The organism is Haloferax massiliensis, assembly GCF_001368915.1.
Classification (GTDB): Archaea; Halobacteriota; Halobacteria; order Halobacteriales; family Haloferacaceae; genus Haloferax; species Haloferax massiliensis.
Map to the genome: position 1 here is coordinate 358,555 of NZ_CSTE01000003.1, position 24,366 is coordinate 382,920.

General features: G+C 66.9%; 21 protein-coding genes. 9 read left to right on the plus strand and 12 right to left on the minus strand.

Annotated elements, in window-relative coordinates; all coding sequences use genetic code 11:
- Positions 1–38 precede the first annotated feature (38 nt).
- Positions 39–1,103 carry an alpha/beta hydrolase family protein gene (locus tag BN996_RS15145; protein ID WP_089780550.1) on the minus strand — a complete coding sequence of 355 codons (1,065 nt, stop codon included), beginning with the start codon at positions 1,101–1,103 and terminating at the stop codon, positions 39–41.
- A gap of 498 nt (positions 1,104–1,601) precedes the next feature.
- Positions 1,602–1,844, minus strand: coding sequence for a hypothetical protein (locus BN996_RS15150; protein WP_226908766.1), 243 nt, complete (start codon positions 1,842–1,844; stop codon positions 1,602–1,604).
- A gap of 160 nt (positions 1,845–2,004) precedes the next feature.
- Here BN996_RS15150 and BN996_RS15155 point away from each other — a divergent pair, with 160 nt between their 5' ends.
- Entirely contained in the window at positions 2,005–4,098 is a 2,094-nt protein-coding gene (locus BN996_RS15155; protein WP_089780460.1) for an ABC transporter substrate-binding protein, read from the plus strand.
- Positions 4,099–4,305: 207 nt separating this feature from the next.
- Positions 4,306–6,432, plus strand: a complete 2,127-nt coding sequence (locus BN996_RS15160) for an ABC transporter permease subunit (RefSeq protein WP_089780462.1) — start codon at positions 4,306–4,308, stop codon at positions 6,430–6,432.
- A 233-nt stretch (positions 6,433–6,665) separates the two neighbouring features.
- Here BN996_RS15160 and BN996_RS15165 read toward each other — a convergent pair whose 3' ends face one another.
- On the minus strand, positions 6,666–6,884 hold the full coding sequence (locus tag BN996_RS15165; RefSeq protein WP_089780464.1) for a hypothetical protein: 219 nt from the start codon (positions 6,882–6,884) through the stop codon (positions 6,666–6,668).
- A gap of 215 nt (positions 6,885–7,099) precedes the next feature.
- Between BN996_RS15165 and BN996_RS15170 the strand changes: the two genes are divergently transcribed.
- Together BN996_RS15170 and BN996_RS15175 are read left to right on the plus strand one after the other, a co-directional pair.
- The gene (locus BN996_RS15170) at positions 7,100–8,161 is read left to right on the plus strand and encodes an ABC transporter ATP-binding protein (RefSeq protein ID WP_089780466.1); all 1,062 of its coding nucleotides are present in this window, start codon (positions 7,100–7,102) and stop codon (positions 8,159–8,161) included.
- Entirely contained in the window at positions 8,158–9,273 is a 1,116-nt protein-coding gene (locus BN996_RS15175; protein ID WP_089780468.1) for an ABC transporter ATP-binding protein, read from the plus strand. The genes BN996_RS15170 and BN996_RS15175 overlap by 4 nt, the downstream gene beginning before the upstream one ends.
- A gap of 85 nt (positions 9,274–9,358) precedes the next feature.
- Here BN996_RS15175 and BN996_RS15180 read toward each other — a convergent pair whose 3' ends face one another.
- From BN996_RS15180 to BN996_RS15190, 3 genes are all read right to left on the minus strand, one after another.
- Entirely contained in the window at positions 9,359–10,480 is a 1,122-nt protein-coding gene (locus BN996_RS15180) for a Gfo/Idh/MocA family protein (protein WP_089780470.1), read from the minus strand.
- Between the two features lie 78 nt (positions 10,481–10,558).
- A complete protein-coding gene (locus BN996_RS15185) occupies positions 10,559–11,584 on the minus strand; it encodes a Gfo/Idh/MocA family protein (RefSeq protein WP_089780471.1) in 1,026 nt (341 codons plus the stop codon).
- Positions 11,585–11,710: 126 nt separating this feature from the next.
- Entirely contained in the window at positions 11,711–12,895 is a 1,185-nt protein-coding gene (locus BN996_RS15190) for an MFS transporter (RefSeq protein ID WP_320055251.1), read from the minus strand.
- A gap of 155 nt (positions 12,896–13,050) precedes the next feature.
- On the opposite strand from BN996_RS15190, the gene BN996_RS15195 reads away from it, so the two are divergent.
- From BN996_RS15195 to BN996_RS15205, 3 genes are all read left to right on the plus strand, one after another.
- Positions 13,051–13,734, plus strand: coding sequence for a carbohydrate-binding family 9-like protein (locus BN996_RS15195; RefSeq protein ID WP_089780476.1), 684 nt, complete (start codon positions 13,051–13,053; stop codon positions 13,732–13,734).
- Between the two features lie 79 nt (positions 13,735–13,813).
- Positions 13,814–14,467, plus strand: a complete 654-nt coding sequence (locus BN996_RS15200; protein ID WP_089780478.1) for a ThuA domain-containing protein — start codon at positions 13,814–13,816, stop codon at positions 14,465–14,467.
- Positions 14,468–14,537: 70 nt separating this feature from the next.
- Positions 14,538–14,780 (plus strand): DUF8074 family membrane protein, encoded by a 243-nt coding sequence (locus BN996_RS15205; protein WP_089780480.1) that lies wholly within the window; start codon positions 14,538–14,540, stop codon positions 14,778–14,780.
- Between the two features lie 56 nt (positions 14,781–14,836).
- Here the strand turns inward: BN996_RS15205 and BN996_RS15210 are convergent, their stop codons facing one another.
- The 4 genes from BN996_RS15210 to BN996_RS15225 all read right to left on the minus strand — a co-directional run bounded on the left by BN996_RS15210 (position 14,837) and on the right by BN996_RS15225 (position 19,202).
- A complete protein-coding gene (locus BN996_RS15210) occupies positions 14,837–15,919 on the minus strand; it encodes an LLM class flavin-dependent oxidoreductase (protein ID WP_089780482.1) in 1,083 nt (360 codons plus the stop codon).
- A gap of 78 nt (positions 15,920–15,997) precedes the next feature.
- Entirely contained in the window at positions 15,998–17,431 is a 1,434-nt protein-coding gene (locus BN996_RS15215) for a family 4 glycosyl hydrolase (protein WP_089780484.1), read from the minus strand.
- 64 nt (positions 17,432–17,495) lie between these two features.
- The gene (locus BN996_RS15220; protein WP_042665194.1) at positions 17,496–17,960 is read right to left on the minus strand and encodes a universal stress protein; all 465 of its coding nucleotides are present in this window, start codon (positions 17,958–17,960) and stop codon (positions 17,496–17,498) included.
- 105 nt (positions 17,961–18,065) lie between these two features.
- Complete coding sequence (locus BN996_RS15225) at positions 18,066–19,202, minus strand: mandelate racemase/muconate lactonizing enzyme family protein (RefSeq protein WP_089780486.1); 1,137 nt, start codon at positions 19,200–19,202, stop codon at positions 18,066–18,068.
- A 264-nt stretch (positions 19,203–19,466) separates the two neighbouring features.
- Here BN996_RS15225 and BN996_RS15230 point away from each other — a divergent pair, with 264 nt between their 5' ends.
- Positions 19,467–20,678, plus strand: a complete 1,212-nt coding sequence (locus tag BN996_RS15230; protein WP_089780488.1) for a hypothetical protein — start codon at positions 19,467–19,469, stop codon at positions 20,676–20,678.
- A gap of 63 nt (positions 20,679–20,741) precedes the next feature.
- Here BN996_RS15230 and BN996_RS15235 read toward each other — a convergent pair whose 3' ends face one another.
- Both BN996_RS15235 and BN996_RS15240 read right to left on the minus strand, forming a co-directional pair.
- Entirely contained in the window at positions 20,742–21,986 is a 1,245-nt protein-coding gene (locus tag BN996_RS15235; RefSeq protein WP_089780490.1) for a mandelate racemase/muconate lactonizing enzyme family protein, read from the minus strand.
- A gap of 93 nt (positions 21,987–22,079) precedes the next feature.
- Positions 22,080–23,132: a Gfo/Idh/MocA family protein gene (locus BN996_RS15240; protein WP_089780492.1), complete on the minus strand. Its 1,053-nt coding sequence runs from the start codon at positions 23,130–23,132 to the stop codon at positions 22,080–22,082.
- Positions 23,133–23,246: 114 nt separating this feature from the next.
- On the opposite strand from BN996_RS15240, the gene BN996_RS15245 reads away from it, so the two are divergent.
- Positions 23,247–24,185, plus strand: coding sequence for a dihydrodipicolinate synthase family protein (locus tag BN996_RS15245; protein WP_089780494.1), 939 nt, complete (start codon positions 23,247–23,249; stop codon positions 24,183–24,185).
- The last annotated feature ends 181 nt before the right edge of the window (positions 24,186–24,366 follow it).

The window sequence follows — 24,366 nt, forward strand, 5'->3', positions numbered from 1 at the left end:
ACGGCCTGTCCCCGTGGGGAGGGGTACGGCGAGTCGGCTCAGAGTCGGTCGCGCAGGAAGGGCCACGCGCCGGCCTCGAAGAAGCGGTGGCCGCCGTCGCCGACGAACAGGCTACATTCGCCTGCCGCGTCCGCGGCGCAGTACCGCCCGCGAATGCGGTCGAACGCCCGTCTCGCCCCGGCTATCGGGAAGATGGGGTCGGCGTCGCCCGCGACGACGCGGAGCGGCCGCGGGGCGACGAGACCGGCGACGTCCCACACCTCGCCGAGGCGTCGGAGACCGGGGACGTAGTTGCACAGACAGTGGTCGATGGGGACGATAGAGTCCTCGAACGGGCAGACCGACGCGCAGGCGACGACGGCCCCGACTCGCTCATCGAGCGCGCCCGCGAGGAGCGCGACGGTCCCGCCGCCGGAGTGGCCGCAGACGGCCAGTCGGTCCGCGTCGAGGTCGGGACGGTCCGCGACGAAGTCGACCAGGCGGCCCACGTCCCAGACGCGCTCGCCGACGAGCGACCGGCCGACGAGTTGGGCGCGCTTCTGCCAGTACGCACACGCGCTGACGGCGTCGGACGCGTTCGGTTCGTCGGCCGCGTCGGGACGTAGTTCGCCGAAGGCGCGCATGTCGGGAGCGACGACGGCGAAGCCACGGCGGACCGCCTGCCGCGCGATGTCCCGTCGGTCGTCGGCGATGTGACGGCGGGCCGCCTCGTCGTCGGCGACGCCGGCGGCGAGGTCTTTGCCGTGTTCGGAGTGGCCGTGCAGCGCGACGACGACGGGATACGGCGGGTCCACCGAGTCGGGGACGAGCAGGTAGAACGGGACGCGGAACCCCCGTTCCGTGCGGACGCTCCACGTCTGTCGCTGGTACCGCCGGCGTTGAACCGTCGCTCCCGGGCGCTCCCGTCGCCTCGGGTCGATGTCCTCGACGGTGCGGTCACGCATCGTCGGAAACCCGAGCACGTCGCGCAGTTCGCCGCGGAACGACGCCTGCCACGCCGCGAACGCCCGGCCGGGTTCGCCCGCAGACGCGGCCGAACTGTCGCCGCTGTCGCTCGCTCGGAGGACGCCGTCGAACCAGTCGTCGTAGTCGAAGCCAGTCATTCGGTGTCGGTCCGACGAACGCGACGGGGTCACAAGTGCGTGTCGACGCCGCGAATTAGCGGAGTCGTTCCCCGTGTGCGAACGCGAGGGCGATTTCGGAAAACGGTCGTCTGAGACACTCTTTCGTCCGACTTCAGCAAGCGCCCGCGTCAGTCGAGTCGCCCTGAAACCGAGTGAGTGAGTATTACGCTTGTAGCGGCGTCACGGTGGGAGACATTTCGCTGTTCTCCCCATATTCGGCGCACAAAGGCCACGAAACGGGATATTCACTCGTACGAGACACTGACCGAAGTCCGGTTCGGTGCGAACGTTCAGACGTCGGCTGTGGGTGAGTTCCCCCTGTGCGAACAGAAACGGCCGTCTCGGAGGCGATTGTGGCGCGGAAATCGAGAGACTGCGGCGTGTTCGGGGTCGAAAATGGCATCGTACTACGAAGAACGGAGGTGATGCGAGTCGAGGGCGGCGGCGAGAACGAAAACGGGGCGGACCGACGGCCGGTCAGTCGAGGGCGTCACTCAGGTAGCCACAGCGCCAGAAGACGACGCCGACGGTCAGGAGGAGTACGCCGGCGAGAGCGAAGTCCATCATGAGGACGACGTACGACGCCGTCCCGCGTTCGATGCCCGTCATCGCGAGGAGGCCGAGCACGACGATAAGCAGGGTGAACGAGAGCACGCTCGTCCAGAGCATCTTCTTTCGGCAGATCCAACATTTGAAGTACGACCGTTCTGAGGTTCCCATTACCGGCGGTTTCGGGAAACGCGATAATAGTCCTTTGGGGCCACCGTCCTTCGGTTCGGCCGCCGCAGGTCCCGGGAGCGGCCGCGCTACCGTGTCGTGTCATTATACAATCAGCATTATCGATGGATGTATATAGAATAGTCATAATGGGTAGTGTGTGATGGATTCGCAAAGCAGCGCTGAGTCCGACAAGTGGATCAGCGACGGAGAATGGGAAGACGTGTCGTCGCAGACGCGGCGTCGTCTGCTTCGAAACGCGTTCGGTGCCACGGCCGGCGCCGCCGCGCTGGCTGGGTGTAGTCAGGGCGGAGACGAGGACACGCCGACGCCCCTCGAAAACGAGGGCGGCGGCGGCGGAAGCACGACGACCGACGGCGAGTCGAGCGGCCAGTCGTCGGGGACGACACTCAACCACATCATCTCGCTCGCGCCGACGAACGCCCGGTTCAACCCCTACGGTAACGCCGCGAACTTCTCGTTCCGGTGGTACTGGGCGATGTTCGACCAGTTGGCAGTCCACGACAAGGTGTCGAACAAGACGAAGGGGATGGTCGTCAAGGACTGGGAGTACGCCGACAACGGACAGGTCACGTGGAACATCCGCGACACCTACACGTGGCACAACGGCGACGACCTGACGGCGGAGGACGTGACGACGCAGCTCAAAATCGGTCAGCTGATGCAGACCGTCCACAAGGGCTACGGCGCACAGCCCCTGTACGAGAACGTAGAGCAGACCGGGAAGTACGAACTCACCTTCGACCTCGTCGAGCCCGGCATCAGCCGGGAGATATTCGAGTTCGGTCACATGAAGCGCCGGGCGTGGCTCTGGGCGCACCGAGACATCTGGGGACAGTACGCCGAGATGTTCGACGACGCCACCACCGAATCGGAGCGGACCTCCGCCCAGCAGGAGATGATGCAGGCGATTCAGCAGGACGTCTGGGACAACGCGAACGTGCCGGGGAACTCCGTCTGGGAGTTCGTCAGCGGAGAGGAGAACGTCGCGCACTTCGAGCCCTACGACGACTACGTCAGCCCGTTCAGCGACGCCGAGTGGTCGAGCGGCGAAATCACGGGCGACATGATAGACTACAACCTCGATTGGCACCGCTACCCGAACCAACAACAGCGGACCAAGGCGATGCAGGAGGGCGTCATCGACGTGAGCTACCCGCCGGAGTCGCAGTCCGCCCGAGACCAACTCAAAGAAAACGGCTGGGGGCCGGCCGACAGCCTCTCCGAGGACCAGATCACGCCGCAGATGCGCAGCGGGGCGATGGGCGTCCTGCTCAACTGTCAGAGCGACATCACCGGCGACCCGCGCGTTCGGAAGGCGATTCACCACATCGTCCCCCGGAAGCCGCTCGTCGAGTGGGTTCCTGACTACGGCACTTACTGGGTCGAAGACCGCATTCCGTCCGGCATCGGGCAGGACAAGGAAGTGCCGTGGTTCGGCGGGAACTCCAACTGGCCGAGCGGGGACCTCGCGAGTCTCGAACGGTACGCACACACGGAGAGCGACGTGGACGAACAGCGAGCGACCGAACTCCTCGAAGCCGCCGGCTTCACGAAGCCGGGCAACCGCTGGAAGGACCCCAACGGCGAGAACGTCACCCTTCGGTTCTACACGGCGACCTCCGACGAGGAGCCGATGGCCCTGCGGTTCGCCCAAATCGCGAAGACCTACCTGGACGACTTCGGCCTCCAGACCGAAGTGACCGCACAGGAGGCGACCATCCGCGCGGGGAAGACGCTGGAGTCAGGCGACTGGGAGCTGCTGTTCGACAACTGGGGCGGGGCGAAGTCCGGTCCGCCGTTCCTCGGCTTCTCGAACTCGTTCAGAGTTCAGGAGTCGCTGTCCGGACAGCCGCTTCCGACCAACGACAACTGGGCGATGGACCGCGTGGTCGAGGTGCCGTACCCCATCGGCGACCCGAGCGGCGACCTCCAAGAGGTCGACGTCATCGACAAGCTCAACGAGCTTCGGACGCAGATGTCGGACGAAGAGCGCAGACAGAAAGTCGCCGAAGTCTCGTGGATATTCAACCAGTCCCTACCGATGATGCTCATCAACGAGGAGGGCGGCACCGGCGGCTACTGGTTGAATCACGACAACTGGGAGACGAAGCCGCCGAACAACAACCGGAACCCCGCGTACCGCTACGAAATCGTCGAGATCGGCCAGTACTCGTACTGTCAGTACATGGCCAAGATGGGAACCGAGTACTTCCACTCGGCCGGAGGACAGTAAGCGCCGAGAGCGCCGCCCTCTGAACCAGAACCCGTCGTCTCACCGAGTCAGTCAGAACGTATCAGCCATGCGGTGAACTCCTCGTCCGGAGGCCGAGATACTCGCCTCCGGGCGCGACGACGGCGAGGTCGGTTCGGTCGAGTGCGGTCGAAAGTAGCCCTATTCATAATGATTAAGTGCGCTCATGAGAGCTAACAACTAGCAAGGATGGTCGAGAAAAATTACTACGTGCGCCGGATAGCGCAGGCCCTGATAACGGTCTGGGCGGCGATTACGTTCTCGTTCGCGACGGTTCGGCTCATACCCGGTGGGCCGATGGACTACATCGCCGCGCAGATCAGACAGCGGTCCGGAGGGGCGGTTTCGACGACCCGCCTCAACCAGATGGTCGAGATGTACTCGAACGTCAATCCGGACAAGCCGATGCTGCAGGCGTACGTCGAATACATCGTATCGGTCGCACAATTTGACTTCGGACGGTCTATCTTCTACGCGCAGCCGGTCTGGGACGTGCTCGGACCGGCGATTCCGTGGACGATGTTCGTCTCCCTTTTCGCCCTCGTCATCGGCACCATCATGGTGTTCCTCATCGGCGGCTTCCTCGCCGTCCACGAGGGCGACAGTTGGGACGTCGTGGGGAGCTACTTCGTCATCTTCTCCGACGCGGTCCCGTACTACATCGTCGGACTCGTGTTGCTGTTCACGCTCGGGTTCGGCACCGAGTTCTTCCCCAACGGCGGGCGGTACGACAACGCGCTCACGCCCGGCTTCAACGTCGAGTTCATGGCCAGCGTGCTGCGACACGCGGCGCTGCCCATCATGTCGTTCGCGCTGACCTCGTGGGGCGGCCTCGAATTCCGGGCGCACTGTACCCGCATCATCGGCGAAGACTACGTCGACGTGGCGGAACTCAGGGGACTGCCCGACAGCAGGATTCAATTGCGCTACATCGGCTGGAACTCGATGCTCCCGATGTACACGGGTCTCATGGCCGGTCTCGCCAGCCTCTTCGGCGGGTCGGTCATCATGGAGCAGATATTCCGCTACCGCGGCATGGGCTTTTACTTCTACGAGGCCACGATGGCGCGGGACTACACGACGGTCATGGCGGCGGTCATCCTCTTTACCCTCGTCACCGTTATCGGCCTGCTCATCGCCGACTTCACCTACGGCTTCATCGACCCCCGCGCCGGGCACACCCAGCGCGAGTCCTACTCGCGGTCGTACCGCGAAACGCTCCAGCGGTTCGTCAACCGCCTGCGGGGCGGCGGCGCGGACGAGACCGAAACCATCGACGACCGCATCGAAGGGAACCGCATCTCGTCCAGCGGCGCGATGAGCTTCGACGTCGATAGCTCCGACTTCTCGCGCGGCGAGTACATCAGAGAGCGAATCGACCAGAGCCTCCTGACCCCGTTCCGCATCATCTGGACCTCGCCGCGAGCGCGGGTCGGTGCGATAATCCTCGGCATCTTCGGGTTCCTCGGGCTGTTCGGGCCGTACATCGTCCGGCCCGTCGAACCGTTCCAGGGAGACATTCTCCTGCAACCGCTGGAGAACATGGCCTACCCGCTCGGCACCGACGACATCGGCCGCGACCTCCTCGCACAGCAGGTGCTCGCGACCCGTCCGATGCTCATCATGATGCTGTCGGGAGCCATGCTCACGCTGGGACTCGCCATCTTCTTCGGCGTCACGTCCGGCTACCTCGGCGGCGTCATCGACAAGGTGCTCATGACGGTGACCGACGTGATGATGAACATCCCCGGGCTGGCGCTCGTCATCGTCCTCGCCGTGATTCTCGAACCGAAGAGTCCGGTGTTCGTCGGGTTCGTGCTGGCAATCGACAACTGGCCACGGTTGGCCCGACAGCTCCGCTCGCAGGTGCTCACCATCCGCGGTGAGTCCCACGTCGAGGCCTCGCGGGTGCTCGGACTCCCCACGTCGAGCATCCTCTCGAAGAACGTCATGTCCCGGCTCATGCCGATGCTGACGATGGGAACGGTCGGGTCGATGCGGAACATCCTGATGGAGTCCGTCGGCCTGTACTTCATCGGCGTGCTGCCGTTCACGACGAGCAACTGGGGCGTCATCCTCAACGTCGCCCGCACCGGCGGGGCACTGTCGGGGATGGACCGCTTCCACTGGCTGCTCGCGCCGATACTGTTCATCGTCACGATGACGTACGGCCTCCAGCTGTTCGCGCAGGGGACGGACCGACTGTTCAACCCCCGTCTTCGCGCCCGCCACGCGGCCACCGTCTCGACCGACGACATGGAGGGCGGTCGCGGTGGCTCGGAGGGCGGCGACGGTGCCGCGTCCGCCGCGGACTGACTAGCACGACCCGGTCGGTCGGTTTCGCGTCGCTGTTTTTTCCGTTGTCTCGACCCGAGAGCGGCCGTGCTACGCCGCCCCGGGGAAAAGGTTAACACACGCGCTATCGACCTACCAAACGGACTTCAACTATGAAAGTGGAGAAAGAAGGAAATACGACGCGGTACCTGCTCGGCCTCGTGATACTCGTTATCCTGCTCGTCGGGGTGTACTACGGATTCACCATGATGTGATCAGACCAGTCGGTACGCCCACAAGAGCACCCGGAACGCGACGGCGACGAACACCAGTAACCCACCGATTATTCCGAACATCCCCGCCCAGACGCCGGTCTGAAGGGCGGCACCGAAGAGAATCAACAGCGCGCCGAGGAGAATCACCGTCGAGGTGATGCCGCCGATTTTGGAGCGAACTGTCCACAGTACGTTCTGTCGCGTTTGTGCTTGCGCCATGTCAGCACGGACATCGCGGGCGAACTTATAGTTTTCCGGTATCGCTGGCTGAACCGTCCGAAGTGGCCGAAATTGGTCGAACCCGCTTGCACCGGCGGAAAGTATTAAGTAGGATTGAACGTGATATTTTCCTACTACGGTCACATGTTGACGATACGCACGCGTAACGGGCGGGGACGCTCGCCCGGCGCACGAACCGACGAGAGGGACTGACCATGGCGACACAACACACCAAACAGAAGATGCCAGACGAGCCGTCGGCCGAGCACAACGTGTTAGAGATAACGAACGCGAGCGTCGCGTTCGCGATGGAACGGGGGGACGCGCGGGTCCTCGACGACGTGTCGATTAACGTCCGCCGCGGCGAGGTGCTCGGCGTCGTCGGCGAGTCCGGGTCCGGCAAGTCGATGCTGGCGGACTCCATGCTCGACGCCATCGACTCGCCGGGGACGCTCACCGGCGACGTGGTGTTCAACCCGCCGGAGGGCGGCGAGCCCATCAGGGTCAACGACCTGAGCAAAGAGGAGCTTCGCCGGTTCCGCTGGGAACGGGTCTCGATGGTCGTTCAGGGAGCGCTCGACTCTTTTAACCCGACGCTCAGTATCGGCGATCACTTCGTCGAGACGCTCCGCGCGCACGACTACGATATTCAGGACGGGATGGAGCGCGCCCGACAGCTCATCTCCGACGTGCACCTCGAACCCGACCGCGTCCTCGACGCGTACCCCCACGAGCTCTCGGGCGGGATGAAACAGCGCGCGCTCATCGCGCTGAGCCTCATCCTCGACCCCGACGTGCTCGTGATGGACGAGCCGACCGCCGCGCTCGACCTCCTGATGCAGCAGTCGATTCTGAAGCTCCTCTCGGAGCTGAAAGCCGAGTACGACCTCACCATCGTCATCGTGACGCACGACCTGAGCCACGTCGCGCGCATCTCCGACCGCCTCGCGGTGATGTACGCCTTCGAACTGCTGGAACTCGGCCCGGTCGAAGACATCGTCATGGACCCCGCCCACCCCTACACGCGGGAGCTCCTCAACTCGATACCCGACATCGACGCCAACCTCGACGAGATGGCGTCCATCGAGGGGACGAGCCCGGACCCGCTGAACGTCCCGAAGGGCTGTTCGTACCACACCCGATGCCCACTCGCCGACGAGCAGTGCCGGGCGACGAACCCTGACCTCATGGAGGTGTCCGACGACCACGGGGCCGCGTGCTTCTACACGGACGAGGCCCGCGAGACGATTCCCCTCAAGAAGGAGGTCTCGAAATGAGCACCGACCCCCTGCTCCGCGTCGACGACCTGAGCGTCCACTTCGGCGGCAACGAGGGCATCCTCGACCGCTTCCTCGGCGACGACAAGGGCGTCGTCCGCGCCGTCGACGACGTCTCGCTCGACATCGGCGAGAACGACGTGGTCGCGCTCGTCGGCGAGTCCGGCTGTGGCAAGACGACGCTCGGGAAGGCCATGATCGGCCTCCAACGGCCCACCTCGGGGACGGTCAGCTTCCGCGGGCAGGACATCTGGAAGTCCGACCTCGAACCCGGCGACATCCCGTACAAGGAGATTCGGAAGTCGCTCCAGATGGTCCATCAGGACGCGGGGAACTCGCTTGACCCCAACCGGACGATATTCAAGAACCTCAATCCGGCGCTGAAGAAGTGGCGGCCGGAGCTCAACCTCGTCGAACGACGAGAGCTCGTCCACCAGATGCTCGATACGGTCGGCCTCACCCCCGCGGACGACTACGCCTCGCGGTACCCCCACCAGCTGAGCGGCGGGGAGGCCCAGCGGACCGTCATCGTCCGCTCGATGCTCCTCGAACCGGACCTCATCCTCGCCGACGAGGCCGTGAGCGCCCTCGACGTGTCGCTGCGGGTGAACCTGATGGACCTCCTCCTCGAACTGCAGGAGATGTTCAGCACCTCGTTCGTCTTCATCTCGCACAACATGGCGAACGCCCGCTACCTCGCCGGGCGCGCCGACGGTCGCATCGCCGTCATGTACCTCGGCCGCATCGTCGAAATCGGCCCGGCGGACGAGATTATCAAGAACCCCCAGCACCCGTACACCAAGAGCCTCCTGTGGGCGACTTCCGGTCTCTCGGAGATAAACGACCCCATCGAGACGCCGCCGGTCAGGAAAATCGACATCCCGGACCCGGAGAACCCGCCGAGCGGCTGTCGGTTCCACACCCGGTGTCCCGAGGCGCGGGAGTACTGTACGTCGAACACGCCGGACCTCTCGGGCATGAGCGGCCCGTCGGACCGCCACGAGGCGGCCTGCTTCGACGCCCACGACAGAATCGACTACCGGAACAGCGAACCGCTCAGCGACGACCTCGACATCGACGTCGCGGACGACGCGGAGCAACCGGCCGACTGAAAAACCTCGGTTCGGACTGCCGTTCAGGCGCCGGAACCGGCACCGAAACCCGCACTAAAACCTGTTTTCGCACCCGAGTTCAAGTTCACTCCGCGTCGTCCGCGGGACCGACGTCAGTCGGGAAGCCGTCGGGGACCGACGGGGGGCGCTCGCACTGCGCCGAGAGCTCGACGTACGCGCCCTCTTCGGCGGACTCGCGGATGCCGTCCATCGCTTCGAGGACGTGGAACCCGAGGTCGCCGCTGGTCCGGTGGTCCCAGTCGGAATCGAGCGAGTACGCGAGGTCGACGAGGCCGAGGCCGCGCTGTTGGCCGGGGTGGTCGCGCTCGACGGGAACCTCGCGCCACTCGCCGTCGTCGTCGTCGCTGCGGTGGACGCGGGGCGTCCCGTCGAACCGGTTGGGGTTGGTGACGCTCAGCGTCCCCTCGGTGCCGTAAATCTCGAACCCCGGCAGTTCGGACCCCCACACGTCGAAACTCGTCAGGAGCGTCCCCGTCGCGCCGTTCTCGAAGGTCACGACGGCCGTCTCGTGGGTCGGCACCGACACCGGAATCCGCTCGCCGCGGCGCGGTTCGCTCGTTATCTCGCGCTCTGCGAACGGCGTGTTCGCGGTGCCGGCGACCGACTGAATCGGGCCGAGAAGCGTCACGAGCGACGTGAGATAGTACGGGCCCATGTCGAAAAGCGGGCCGCCGCCTTCCGCGTAGAAGCCGTCGGGGTCCGGGTGCCAGTGTTCGTGGCCGTGGTTCGACCAGAACGCCGTCGCGCCGACGGGGTCGCCGATGCGGCTCTCGTCGATGAGGTCGCGGCAGGTCTGGATGCCGGTTCCGAGGACGGTGTCGGGCGCGACGCCGACGGTCAGTCCGCGCTCGGCGGCGGTCCCCAGAATCGCCTCGCCTTCGGCCTTGGTCGCCGCGAGCGGCTTTTCCGTGTAGGCGTGCTTGCCAGCCTGAAGCGCGGCCGACACGAGGTCGCCGTGGGTGCCCGCCGGCGTGAGCACGACCGCCACGTCGATTTCGGGGTCGGCGAGCAGGTCCTCGGTCGAGAGGACGCGGGGAACACCGTACTCGGCCGCTTTCGACTCCGCGCGGTCCGCGTCGAGGTCGGCGCAGGCGGCGATATCGAGGGCGTCGAAGCGGTTCCCCGCCTCGAAGTAGACGTCGCTGATGGCTCCACAACCGATGATACCGAGAGTCACGCGCTCCATACCGGGGCGACGCGGGAGAGGCCCAAATAGCTGTTGACGGGCGCGGGCGCGAGGGAGTCGTCGGGCGAGTCAGCGCGCTCAGTCGTCCGCGTCACCGGGGCCGGCGAGCGACGACACCGACACCCACTCGCCGCGGCTGTCCGAGCGCTCGGCGGCGAAAACGATGTCCAGCCCCGCCCTCGCCTCGTCCGGCGGCACCATCGGCGGTCGCCCCTCGGAGACGGCCGCGACGAAGTCGCGTATCTGTGTGACGTGCGGCCCGTCGGGGCACGGGTCGGGGAGGTCGACGGGTTGTGTCTCCCCGTTCACTTCGAACAGTTCGACGCCCGTCTCGGTGACGCGGAGCGTTCCCTCCGTCCCGTTGAATTCGAGACTGATGGGCTGTTGGGGTCGCGTCGCCGTCGTCGCCGACACCTGCCCGACCGCGCCGTCTTCGAATCGGAGGGAAAGAGCGGCCGTATCGGGTGCGTCGATGTCGTGGGACAGCGCGTCGCCGGTGCCGGCGACCCGTGACACGTCGCCCGCGACCCACTGGAGCAGGTCGACACCGTGGAGCGCCTGCGTGAACAGGACGCCGCCGTCGAGGTCGGCGCTCCCATGCCACGACGAGTCGTCGTAGTACGAGCGGTCGCGGTGCCACTTCACCCGCACGTCGGCGAACACGAGTCGTCCGAGCCGACCGTCGCGGACCGCCTCGCGGGCGAACCGCATCGAGGGGAACAGCCGCCGCTGGAGGATACACGCGAGGGTGACGCCGGCGTCGCGGCAGGCGTCGACCATGTCCGCCACGCGGTCGGGCGTGATTTCCAGCGGCTTCTCGCAGAGCACGTCGATGCCGTCCGCCGCGGCGTCGACGACGATATCGCGGTGGGCACCGTTGGGTGTGCAGACGCAGACGGCGTCGAGCGCGGCGTCGGCGAACAGGTCGGCGTGGCCGGTGTACGACGGACAGCCGTGCGTCTCGCCGAACGACCGGGCGGTCTCGGCGGTGTGGTCGGCACAGCCGACGAGTGTCGCGCCGTCGATGTCGGCGAGCGCTTCGGCGTGAGAGTGACCCATGCTCGCACAGCCGACGATGCCGACCCGAATCGGCGTCTCGGTCATCGGCGCTCACCGTCGGACGAGGGAGTGACTGTGACTGTAGGCGTCATCGATTCGAACGTCAGCGGGCGGTGTGATAAGCGTTTACGAGCGGCGAGCGGGGTCGCGCAGTTGCGCGGTCGTGCGGCCTCAGTCGGGCGAGAAGCTCTCGGTGAGCGTCCGCCCGACCAGCCCGGCGGCGACGAACGCGAGGACGCTGGTGCAGACGAACGCCGTCGCGTAGTCGAACCGGGTGGCGAGCACGCCGACGACGAGCGGCCCGAGGACGCCGCCGAGGCCGCGGGCGGTCGAGCGGAGACCCATTAGCTCGGATTCGCGGTCGACGGGGGCCACGTCGGCGACGAAGGCGATGGTGCCCACGGTGAGCATGGAGAACGTGACCGCGTGGACGACGAAGGCGGTGCTGCTGATACCGATGCGGGCCAACTGTCCGTCGGGGACGAGCGCGAGCACGACGACGAGCGCCTGCACGCCGCTGCCGGCGAGGCCGCCGACGATGAGCTTCTTCCGGCCGATGGTATCGCTCAGGCGACCGAAGCCGTACATCGAGACCACACGGACCGCGGGACTGACCGCGAGGACGGCACCCATGACGACGTTCGAGAGACCCACGTCGGCGACGAGGAACACCGGAACGACCGAGATAAAGCCCTTCTCGGTCATGTTCCGGAGGACGATGCCGACGTACAGCCAGCCGAGTCCGGTGCGCTCGAACAGTTCGCGCCGCGCGCCGCCGGGGAGGAGCCGACCGCGGACCTCCCGCAGGAGTCGGCCCGCGGTCAGCGTCGCCTCCGACGGCGGCGTCGGGTCGCTGATGCGGAGCGTGAGGAGCGTCGCCACGAGGCCGAGTCCGACGACGACGAGGTAGAGGTCTGTCGGCACGAGCAGGCCGACGAGATAGCCGACGAACAGCCGACCGCTGATGGCTCCGGCGGAGCGGGCGCTGCTGTAAAAGCCGATGGAGCGCCCGCGGTCGGAGTCGCCGCCCGACTCGCTCACGATGGTGAGGATCACCGACTGGAATCCGGCGGTGAACACCGCGAACAGTCCGCGACAGGCGATTTGGAGCGGGAGCGACGCGGTCACGGTCAGCGGAACGATGGCGAGCGTCGAGAGGAGCGCGGTCCCGACGAGTATCGCACGCCGGCGACCCGTGATGTCGGCGATTGCGCCCCAGACAGGGGCGAACACGAACAGTCCGAACGAGAACGCCGCGTACGCGAGGCTCACGGCGAACGGCGACCCCTGTTCGCCGATGTAGAGCGCCATCGCCGTGCCGAAAAGCGACCCGCACGCGACGCGCGAGAGGCCGATGAGCGCGAGCGCGCTTCGCTGCCCTCGACTCGCTGGTCGAGCCTGCTGATTGACTACCACTACGACCGGGTGTGACGCTACCATCCAATAAAGATTGGCGAGGCGGAAGGCCGCGGGCGGAACGCTCTTGCGGGCGGGTCGAGTGAGTGAGTCGTATGCGAACCTACGAGGTCAGCCGCATCGACGCGGCCAGAGCGGTCCCGCTGACCGGCGCGGTCGACGGCACGGTGTGGGAGCGGGCGAACGTCGCCCGGCTGGACGAGTACGCGTGGGGCGACGAGCCCGGCCCGGAGACGACGGTCAGGGCGCTGTACGACACGAAGGCGCTCTACCTCCAGTTCCACGTCGAGGACGGCGAGATAACCGCCGACGTGACGGAGCTGAACGGGCCGACGTTCGAGGACAGTTCCGTCGAGTGCTTCGCCACGCCGGAACCACCAGACGACGGCTCGTCGGGCCGGTACTTCAACTTCGAGGCGAACTGTTGCGGCGCGTTCAAACTCGCGTGGCAGGAGCCGGACTGGCGAGAGCGCGACGTCGGCCGCGACCTCGTCGCGCCGGCCGACGCGGCGGCCGTCGAGGTCGAGACGTCCGTCCCCGGACCCACGAAGACCGCGTCCCCGGACGACGACTCGTGGTGGCTCGCGGCGCGGCTCCCGGTTTCGACGCTCCGGTCGTTGACCGGCCTCCCGCTCGAACTCGACTCGGAGACGGTCTGGCGCGGGAACTTCTACCGGAGCGGCCTCCCGGACGCGCAGAAGGGGACGTGGAACCGAATCGAACTGCCGGAGCCGACGTACCACTCCCCCGAGTTCTTCGGGCGCATCGAGTTCGAGTGAGCGGTCGCCCCGGTCGGTTCAACGAGTGGACGCTGGTCGCACCGAAACGGCTTTTCGCGCGGGTCGTGAACGGGTGTTCATGCAACAGCCGTCAGCGTTAGTCATCGGAGAGACGACCTTCTCGTTCCACGATTTCGAGGAGATGCGACCGCACATCGAGTCCGCCATCGGCGACGCCGCCGCGGTGACCGCGACGACCGACAAGGACGCCCTCGCCGACCTCGCGGGCTACGACCTCGTCGTGGACTACCTGACGGACGTCACCCTGACCCCCGAGCAGTTGGACGGCCTCCTCGGCTTCGTCCGCGACGGCGGGGCGTACCTCGGTCTCCACTGCGCCGCCGACCTGACGAACGTCCACGACGGAAACGGCGGCCTCGACAAACGCGACGAGCCGTTTCCCGATTTCCGCGACCTCCTCGGCGGCCACTTCCTCACCCATCCCGAGCAGTCCACCTTCGGCGTCGAAATCGTCGCGGACCACGACGTGACCGACGGCGTCAGCGACTTCGAGGTGTTCGACGAACCGTACCAAGTCGACGTTGACGACGACGTGACCGTGCTCGCGCGCATGAATCACCCCGACCTCGCAGACTACCCGGTCGCATGGGTCAGAGAGTACGGCGCGGGCCGGGTCTGTTACGCGTCGCTCGGCCACACCGCCGAGGCCTTCGAGAACGACGACTACCGGCGACTGCTCCGCAACGCCGTCGGCTGGCTGGTCCGCGACTGAGCGGGGCGGCCGCGGCGTCGACGGCTGCGGCGTGTGAACGTTTATCCCGGTCGATTCCGAACGTCTGGGCATGAACCTTCGAGCCGCCGACCTGACCGTGTTCGTGTTCGTCCTCGGCGTCCTGCTCTCGGGAATGTGGCTGGCCCAGCAGTTCGGCATGGAGTGGTCGCCGACGCTGTTGGCCATCGTCGCCGTCGTCTCGGCCGTCTGGACGGCCTACTACCGGTTCGGCGTTGCGCCGCGAATCGACGCGAGCGGAGCGGACGACGACGCCCGAAATGAGACAGGAGTCGGCGACGGCGCACAGGAGTGACCGACTGACCGCATCAGCCGGTGTCGGCGACCGACACGCCGATTCGTCCCGCCGCGCTACCGCTCGCCGAAGTACGGAATAATCTCGTTTTCGTAGTGCCGCATCGTCTCCTCGAAGTCGCCGACCGGGATGAGAACGAGGTTGTCGACGCCCGCGTCGCGGAACGCCTCGATGCGCTCGATGGCGCGCTCGGGGTCGCCGGCGACGCAGACCTCGTCGACGGCCTCGTCCGGGATGCGCTCGGCCGCCGCCGACAGTTGCCGCTCCTGTTCCTCGTCGAACGCCATCTGCCACATGACGGGCGTCGATTCCGCGATGTCCTCGTAGCCCATCGCGGCGAGGAGCGGCGGCCGGAGCGCGAGGTTCACGCGGTTGCGCTCGATACCGGCCGCGCGGGCCTCGTCGCCGTCGTCGGAGACCGTCGTCGGAACCATGACGGCGCGGTCGATGGCGTCTGGGTCGCGGCCGCGGTCCGCGGCCACGTCGAGGACTTTCCCGAGGTCCGCGGCGTACTCGTCGGGCGAGTAAATCCACGGGAACCAACCGTCCGCGACCGCGCCCGTCAGGCCGCGCATGCTCTCGCCGTAGCCGCCTATCCAGAGCGGCGGTCGCGGCTCCTGTGCGGGCTTCAGCCCCATGTGGGCGTCGTCGAGGTCGAAGTAGTCGCCCGCGAAGGAAAACGGCTCGTCCGCCGTCGAGTTCCACAGCCCGTCGATGACGGCGACACACTCCCTGAACCGGGTGTAGGGGTCGTCCCAGTCGATGTCCGCAATCGGCGCGAAGTTGAACGCCTCGCCGGCCCCGATGCCGAGACCGGCGCGGCCGTCCGTCATCCGGTCCAGCGTGGCCGTGACGTGCGCGAGTTCGGTCGGGTGCCGGCGCACCGAGTCTGCGACCCCGGGCAGCAGCGTCACCTCCTCGGTGCGCTGGGCAACCGCCCCGAGAACGGAGAACGCCTCCCACGGCGGGTCGACCAGATACTCCTCGGAACCGGTCGGATGAAACAGGTGGTCCGGGAGGGAGACTGCGTCGAACCCGGCCGTCTCGGCTCGGACCGCCCGCTCGATAGTTTCCTCGACGTTTCCGTAGCTGACCACTTGACAGCCGAAGCTCAGGCCGCGACTCGTTGCGCTCGACATCGCGTGTACCGACTGAACGGCGAGATAAATAGCTGGCCCCGGAAGCGGGGGGAGTGACGCGTTCGCGGGGGGGCCGGCTTACGCCCGCAAGACAGACGCGTTGAGGTCGTAGTCGGAGAAGTACTCCCGCTCCAGTTCGACGAGTTTCGCGAACAGCTCCTGTGCCTCGTCGCGCGAGACGGTGACGAGCGGTTCGTTGAGGAACGCCTGAAACGCGAGGTCGAGGTCGCCCTCGAAGCCCGCGCGCACCAGCGTCTCCTGATTCGTGACGTGGGTTTCGACCATGCTCTCGACCTCGTCGGGCAGGCCGCCCGCACAGAGGGGCGTCACGTCGTCGCCGGAGAGCAGCGCGTTCGTCTCGACGACCGCGCCCTCGGGGAGGCCGTCGACCTGCCCCTCGTTGGGGTAGTTGAGGTGCGTGACGAACGTCCCCTCGCCGGCGAGCGCCCGCATGATGTCGACCGCCTCCTCGCCCGACTCGCGGAACTCGAACTCCGCGTCGCCTTCGAGGTAGCGCTCCATCTCGTCGGGGCCCTCGTCGTCGGAGACGCGGGCCGAACTCGGCGTGGTCCGAATCCCGTAGCGCTGGACTTCCTCGGCGTCGTCGATGCTCAGATACCACGGGACGAACTCCACGAGGTGACGGTCGCCCGCCGCGCCGAGGACGCCGAAGCGGTCGTAGAGGTCGAAGGCGACCTCGTCGTTGTTCACCCAGTAGGACTCGGCGTCGAGGTCGCCCGGCTCGCGGTCGAAAAGCGGCTTTCGGCGGTCGAGCTCCTCGTCGAGGTACCGGAACACGTCGCGGTCGCGCCACCGCGCCTCGTCGACCCACGTGAAGTGATTGACGCCCTTGACGTTCACCCGAACCTCGTCGCGGGCGACGTCCTCGGCCTCGTCGATGTGGCGCTCCGCCAGCTCGGCGAACAGTTCCTGCGTCTTGAACACCTCGTGGCAGAGCCCGATGGCGTTGATGTCGGGGTACTCCTCGTAGAGCGTCCGCGTGCAGACCGTCATCGGGTTGGTGTAGTTGATGACCCACGCGTCCGGACAGCGCTCGCGGACCGTCGCGGCGATTTCGCGGTACTGCGGAATCGCTCGCAGGGAGCGAATCGCTCCGCCGGGGCCGACGGTGTCGGCGACCGTCTGATAGATACCGTACTCCTGCGGCACGTCGATGTCGTGGACGAACGTCTCGCCCGGCGGGTCCTGTATCGAGCAGATGACGAAGTCGGCCCCGTCGAGCGCCTTGTCCATGCTCCGGGTCGCCTCGAACGACCAGTCGCCGACCGCCTCCTCGCGGTCCATCACGCGGTTGCCGAGGAGGGCGTTCTTCGACGCCATCTCGTAGTCGACGTCGTACAGCGTGACGCGCCCCGCGAGGTCAGGACACTGCGCGAGGTCGTTGATGAGCGTGTGCGCCCATCCCTGACTCCCCCCGCCGATGTAGCCGATGTCGATGGTTCGGGACGAACCCGACGGTACAGGCTCCGCTTGCTCCGACAGCTGATACATGTGATAACACGTGACGAGTCGCGGTCGCAAATAGCTGTCGTTTCGGGGGGTTCCGGCCGCTCCGTCACTCGGTCAGGATGGTGACCGGCCCGTCGAAGTTGAGGACGACGCGCTGTGCGGTGTCGCCGAACAGCGCCTTGCCGGTCGGCGAGCGCTGTCGCCCGGCGACGTAGACGTGGTCACAGCCGCGCTCGTCGGCGACGCGAATCACCTCCTCGGCGAACTCGCTCTCCTCGGCGACGACGCTGACGGCGTCGTACTCGACGGTCCCGTCGAGCGATTCGAACGCCTCGTCGGCGGCCTGCGACGCGAACCGGTTTGCGACCTCCCGCGCGGAGTTCGACTCCAGCGACGTGTTGGCGGCGTCGCTCATCGCCTGCAACGTCTCGGCGTTCTCGACGAGTTCGTCCTCGGTGACGCGCGTGAGGAGCACGAGCGGCGTGTCCGTGCCGGCCGCGATTTGTCCCGCCTCGGCGAGGAGGCGCTCGTTGGAGTCCGCACTGTCGACTACGACTAACGATGACTGCATACCGGTGCAACGGTGCTCCGGCGCATAAAACTATCCCGCGAGGCGGGACAGAGCGGGGTCGGTTCGACGGCGCAATGAGCCGAGAAGCGAGTCAGCGACCCGAACTCAGCGGTCGGCCCGGTACCGTTCGACCGCGTCCTCGTCGATTTCGACGCCCAGACCGGGGGCCTCCGGCACGTCAACCTCGCCGCCGGTCGGGTCGAACGGGGTCTGCAGAATCTCGTCGCGGAGCGGGTTCTCGCTCCGGTCGAACTCGACCATCATCGGCTCCGGGACGTGCCGCGTGTGCGGGTAGTCCGAGACGGACGCCGCGAACTGGACCGCCGCGGCGAGGCCGACCGCGCTGTTCCAGATGTGGGGCCGGACCGCCACGTTCTCCGTGCTGGCGAGGTCGGCGATTCGGCTCGCCTCCGAGAGCCCGCCGCACCGACCGAGATTGGGCTGGACCACGTCGACCGTCCGGTCGTCCACGAGGCGCTTGAACTCGAAGCGGCCGTAGTGCGCCTCACCGGCCGCGAGGGGCACGTCGACGCCGCGTTTGACCTCGCGGTAGCCCGAGAGGTTCTCCGGCGGGACCGGCTCTTCCATCCACGTGATGTCGAACTCCTCGATGGCCTTCGCGGTTCGAATCGCCTGTCGCGGCCGGTAGTTCCCGTTGATGTCGACCATCAGCCGCGCATCGTCGCCGAGGAGTTGGCGAGCGGTCCGAACCCGCTCCACGTCGGAGTCCGTGCCGTTGCCGATTTTTATCTTGGCCGCCGAGAACCCCTCGTCGACGGCGTCTCGAATCGGCTCGGCGATGTCGCGGTCCGCCTCGGTGAAGTACATCGTCGAGGCGTAGGCGGTGAGCGTCTCCCGCGGCGTCCCGCCGAGGAGCCGGTGGACGGGCTTGCCGGTGGCCTTGCCGACGAGATCCCACAGGGCCACGTCGATGCCGCTGAGGGCGCTCTGGACGAAGACGCTCCCGCCGAAGTGGTACGGGTCTGTGTACGACTCCTCCGCGAGGCGTCGCACGTCGAAGGGGTCCATGCCGACCACGTCGTCGCGGAAGAACTCGTCGACGACGGGCGCGACGACGCTCCCCGGCGCGAACGCCTCGCCCCAGCCGACCTCGCCGGTGTCGGTGTCGACGCGGATGAGCGTCGTCGCCCTGTCGTGGCCGAACCCGCGCGCGTCGCCGAGCCCCTGCCCGTCGGGCAGGCGGTGCGATATCGGAATGACTTCGATGTCTGTGATTTCCATGTCGGCTACACTGCGGACCGGTACAATATAGCTTGTGCCGAGCGGTCGAGCGGCGGCGCGGCGGCGACCCACCGACGTGACGGTGCCGAGTGGGGCGACCGAGGCGCTTGAGGCCGATTTCACTCGGTTTCGGGGTGTCCGGCCCGAGGAGCGCGAACCAACGATGTCAGATGGCCATAACTTTCATTAATTTTCACTTTGATTGACAATCGCTGGCAACCATGCCACACGTTAGCTACCATGAGACACAACAGACGGGAGTTCATGAGAGCGATTGGTGTCGGAACTATCGGGAGCTCGGCTCTGCTCGCGGCCGATTCGGCCGCGGCAGCGGACGGGTCCGAGCGTGCCGACTCGTCCGCCGGATCGTATTTCGACCCCGACGACGGGTTCGCCGATGCGGCCCCGTGGCTCGACGACGACACGCCGGTGTACACTGTGACCGAGCCCACGCGCGAGGCGTTCGAGGCCGCCGTCAACCGGAGCGGACCGCGCGTCGTCGTGTTCGAGACCAGCGGAACCATCGACCTCGGCGCGGAACGGCTCACTATCGACGAGGACGAGCTGTACCTCGCCGGACAGACCGCCCCGTCGCCGGGTATCACGCTCGTCCGAGGCGGGCTCTGGGTCGAAGCTGACGACTGCTTGCTCAGACACATCCGGGTTCGGCCGGGCGACGCCGGACAGGACGTCGGCTGGATTCCCGACGGGGTGCGGACGGCCGACGAGACGGAGAACAACGTCATCGACCACTGTTCGATTACCTGGGCGGTCGACGAGAACGGGTCGCCCGGGTACGACTCACGGCGGACGACCTACTCGAACTGCATCATGGCCGAGGGACTAGCCGACGCCACGCACCCGAAGGGGACCCATTCCTATGGGTCGCTCGTCGGCGACGGTGCAGAGGAGGTTGCGCTGTACGGGAACGTCTGGGCCCACAACATCGGTCGCAATCCGCGACTAAAGGCCGAGACGCGCAGCGCGCTCGTGAACAACGTCATGTACCACTACAACGAGTCGGTCAACCTCGGCGACTCGACGGTCGCGAGCATCGTGGGGAACTCGTTCCTCCGGGTCGACGAGGGGGACTACAATATCGAGGGCGGCGGCGAGGTGTACGGCGACGCCAACACCACCGACCCGGAGACGCCGATGTACGGGCCCGACGTGACGCTCCTCGACGAACCGCCGCTGTGGCCCGACGGCCTTTCGCCGCTCTCGACCGCCGACGCGACGCGACACAACCTCGCGTACGCCGGGGCGCGCCCGGGCGACCGAACGTATCAGGACCGGCGGGTCATCAACAACGTCCGAAACTTCGGTGGCGAGTACATCGACAGCCAGTCGGCGGTCGGCGGCTATCCGGACCTCGCCGAGAACAGCCGGGAACTGCACGTCCCCGAGAGCGACCTCCGACAGTGGCTCGAATCGCACGCCGTCCGCGTCGAACAGCGCGAGGCCGGGTCGCGCTGACCCGTTCGACGACTCGAAAAGAAACGCGGCGTCGTGGCGACTACCGACACACTACCGGCTTTGTCACTCGGCGTCGTCGTAGTGGAACTCGGTCCACGGCCCCTCCTCGAAGGGGTAGTCGTCGAGCGCGTCGAGGTTCGCCTCGACGCCCAGTCCCGGCTCGTCGGACAGCGAGAGGACGCCGTCCTCGACGGCCGGCCGTCCCTCGATGATGTCGAACGCGAGGTCGAAGGGGTACATGCCGGGGTCGGTGTCGGCGTCGAGGAGCGGGTCGTCCTCGAACACCGGGTATTCGAGGAGCGACACCTCGGGGGCGGCCGCGACGAGGTGCGCGTTGGCGAGCAGGCCGACCCACGTCCCGAAGTTGTGCGGGACGAACTCCACGTCGCGGCCGACGCAGGACTCGACCGCGGGGCGACAACCGGTGTAGCCGCAGTGGTGTCGAACGTCGCCCTGGAGAAAGTCGACCGCGCCCGTCTCGCCGAGCGCGACGAGGCCCTCTGGCGTCGGTTCGCTCTCGCCACCGGCCAGCGGCGCGCCCGTCTCCGCGAGGTCGACGTAGCCCGCGTGGTCGTCCGGCGAGACCGGCTCTTCGACCCAGTAGCAGTCCCGCTCGGCGGCGAAGGTGACGAGGTCTTCGACCGTCTCGCGGTCGTAGCCGTCGCGAATCTTCCACCACGTGTGCACGTCGAGCATCACTTCCATGTCGCCCGCGACATCCGAGAGGAGTTCGATAGTCCGGCGGTCCCCGTCGGGGCCGATTCCCGGTCGGTATTTGTAGCCGAAGAAGCCGAGGTCGCGGATGGTCGCCGCCTGTTCGGCGTAGCCCTCGGGTTCCATGTACATCCCGGCGCTGGCGTACAGGGGCATCTCCGTCGTCGGGTCGGTGCCGTACTCGTCGGCGAGCAGTTCGTAGATGGGCGCGCCGACCTCCTTCCCGCGGATGTCGTACAGCGCCACGTCGAGCGCCGAGATGGCCTCGCGGCGGAGTCGGTCGGGGAGGTCGGTGTCGCGGAGCATCGCGCGGGCGTCTTCGACTTCCTCGACGGTCTCGCCTTCGAGCGCGTCGGCGACCGCGCCGTTTACCACGTCCGCGAAGGTCCCCTGCGAGTCGCCCTCGAAGTACTCCCGCATCGCGGAACTGCTCGCGCCGGCGGTGGCGATGCCGCGGGTGCCCTCGGCCGATTCGACGACGACGAGCACCACGTCGCGTTTGAGGAGGCGACGGACGCCGCCGTGGAAGGGGCGGTCCTGCGGCGGTTCGATGGGTGACGAGAGAGCGTAGCCGCTGACAGTCGCGATTCGCATACCTCTACAGACTCGGCCACCACGATAAAACTCCGCTTCGGAACAGGAGACACGGGAAGGAGACGGTCGAGAGAAGCGGGAAAAACGAGCGCGCTACTGGAAGACGTCGGACGCGAACGGGTAGAGTTCGTCGAGGGCGACGCGCTCGTTGCGGCGGCCCGACTCGTAGGCGGCCATCGTGATGAGCACCGCCTTGAGGCCGTCGCGGGCGGTCGCGGGCGGCGTCTCGCCGGTCTCTATCGCGTCGAGGAACGCGGTGCCCTTGCTCAGCCACCGCTCGTAGCCGTCGTAGGGGTGGTGTTCGGTCCCCTCGTCGTCGATGACGTAGCCGGTGCGGTCGTCCCACTCGTGGCCTTCGAGGTATATCGCGCCCTCGTCGTCCCAGATGTGGACGTGCTCGCGGGTCCGCGCGACGACGCCCGTGTCGGAGACGTTCGCCACCGCGCCCTCCGCGAACTCGATGATGATGGAGGACTGGCGGTCGAACACCTGCTCGTCGTCGTGGAAGTCGACGTAGGCGTTGACGTGCGTGGGCGTGAGGCCGGTCGTCCAGAGGATGGCGTCGATGACGTGCGTGCCGACGTTCAGGAGGTGGCCGCCGCCGCTCAGCTCGGGGTTCATCCGCCAGTCGTCTTCCTGCTCGTAGTAGGACTGCCAGTCGTGGGTCACCTCGCCGGTGATAAACCGCGGGACGCGGTCGCCGTCGGCCCACTCGTCGCGGGCGCGCTTGTAGGCCGGGTTGAAGTGTCGCTGGTAGCCGACCATCACGGTTCGGTCGCTCTCCTCGGCGCGGGTCGTGAGCTCGTAGGCCTCCTCGGCGTCGGTCGCGAGGGGCTTCTCGCAGAGGACGTGGAGGCCGCGGTCCAACACGGCCGAGGTCTGTTCGTAGTGCAGGCCGTTCGGCGTCGCGACGGCGACGGCGTCCATCGGGGCCGAGTCGAGGAACGCCTCGAACGACCGGTAGCGGTGCGCCTCGGGAACGTCGAACTCGTCGCCGACCTCGGCGAGGCCGTCGGGGTCCACGTCGGAGACGGCGACGAGTTCCGACCGCGGGAGTTCGACGAACTGTTGACAGAGCCGACGGCCGAGGCTACCGAGGCCGACGACTCCGACGGCGATTGGAGACGAGTCTGTCTGACGCGGCATGGGTGCGACTACAGAGATGGGGCAGATAACTGTTGTGACGGTCCGCGGGCGCTCGGCGTCGCTCGCGACCCCCCTGTCCGAAGATTTTATGCGCGAGTACCCGGTGGTTCGGGTATGCCACTCGCAGAGAGCGGTGTGCGCGAGCACCTGCGCGGCGTCGCCGCCGGGCTCCTCACCCCGTTCGACGACGACCTCGACATCGAACACGACGAACTGGCAGCGAACGCGACGACGCTCTACGACGGGGGAATCCGAACGTTCCTCGCGGCCGCGAACATCAGCGAGTACCACTCGCTGTCCCAGCAGGAACGCGTCGACGTGACCGAGACGGCGGTCGACGCGCTCCCGTCGGACGTGTGCGTCCTCGCCGGCGTCGGCGGAAGTACGGCCGGCGCGACAGAGCTCATCGAAGCCTACGACCGCATCGGCGTCGACGGGATGATGATAATGCCGCCGGACCACACCTACGTCCACGAGCGCGGCCTGCTTCGCTACTACGAAAAGCTCGCCGACGCCTCGTCGGCCCCGCTGGTGCCGTACGTCAAGGGGTTCGACCCGTCAATCAGCTACCTCCGTGACCTCGCGGGGCTCGACGGCGTGGTCGGCATCAAGTACGCCATCGAGGACCCGGTCAAACTCGGCGCGGCCGCCAGCGCCACCGGCGACGACGCGGTCTGGGTGGACGGCCTCGCCGAACCCTTCGCCGTCTCGTTTTGGAACGAGGGCATCGAGGGGTTCTCGGCGGGCGTGAGCAACTTCCGTCCGGAAGTCGGACTCGCGCTGTTCGAGGCGCTCACCGAGGAGAACTGGGAGCGCGCCCGCGAGCTTCGGAACATCTGTCTGCCCTACCAGAACTTCCGCGACCAGACCGGACAGGACAACACCCTCGATGGCGCTATCAGCGTCCCGGCGGTGAAGAAAGGCCTCGAACTGGCCGGCCTGCACGGCGGGGGAGTCCGCGAGCCGATTCGCCCGCTGTCGGCCGAAGACGAGCGCCAGGCGGAGGAGCTGTACGACCAGCTCGACGACGACATCGAGCGCCTCATCGACTGAGCGCGACCGACGGAAGACGCCGACCGCGACCGACAACGACCGACTGGGGCCGCGAGAGCGACTGCGATAGCCCGCAGTAACGGCGAGAGGCCACGGCGCGGAGAGTGACGACTGAAGCGGGCGGTTCGGCGACAGCGGTGCGGCAACAGCGCGACCGCTCGGAGCGCCGCGAACCGACCCG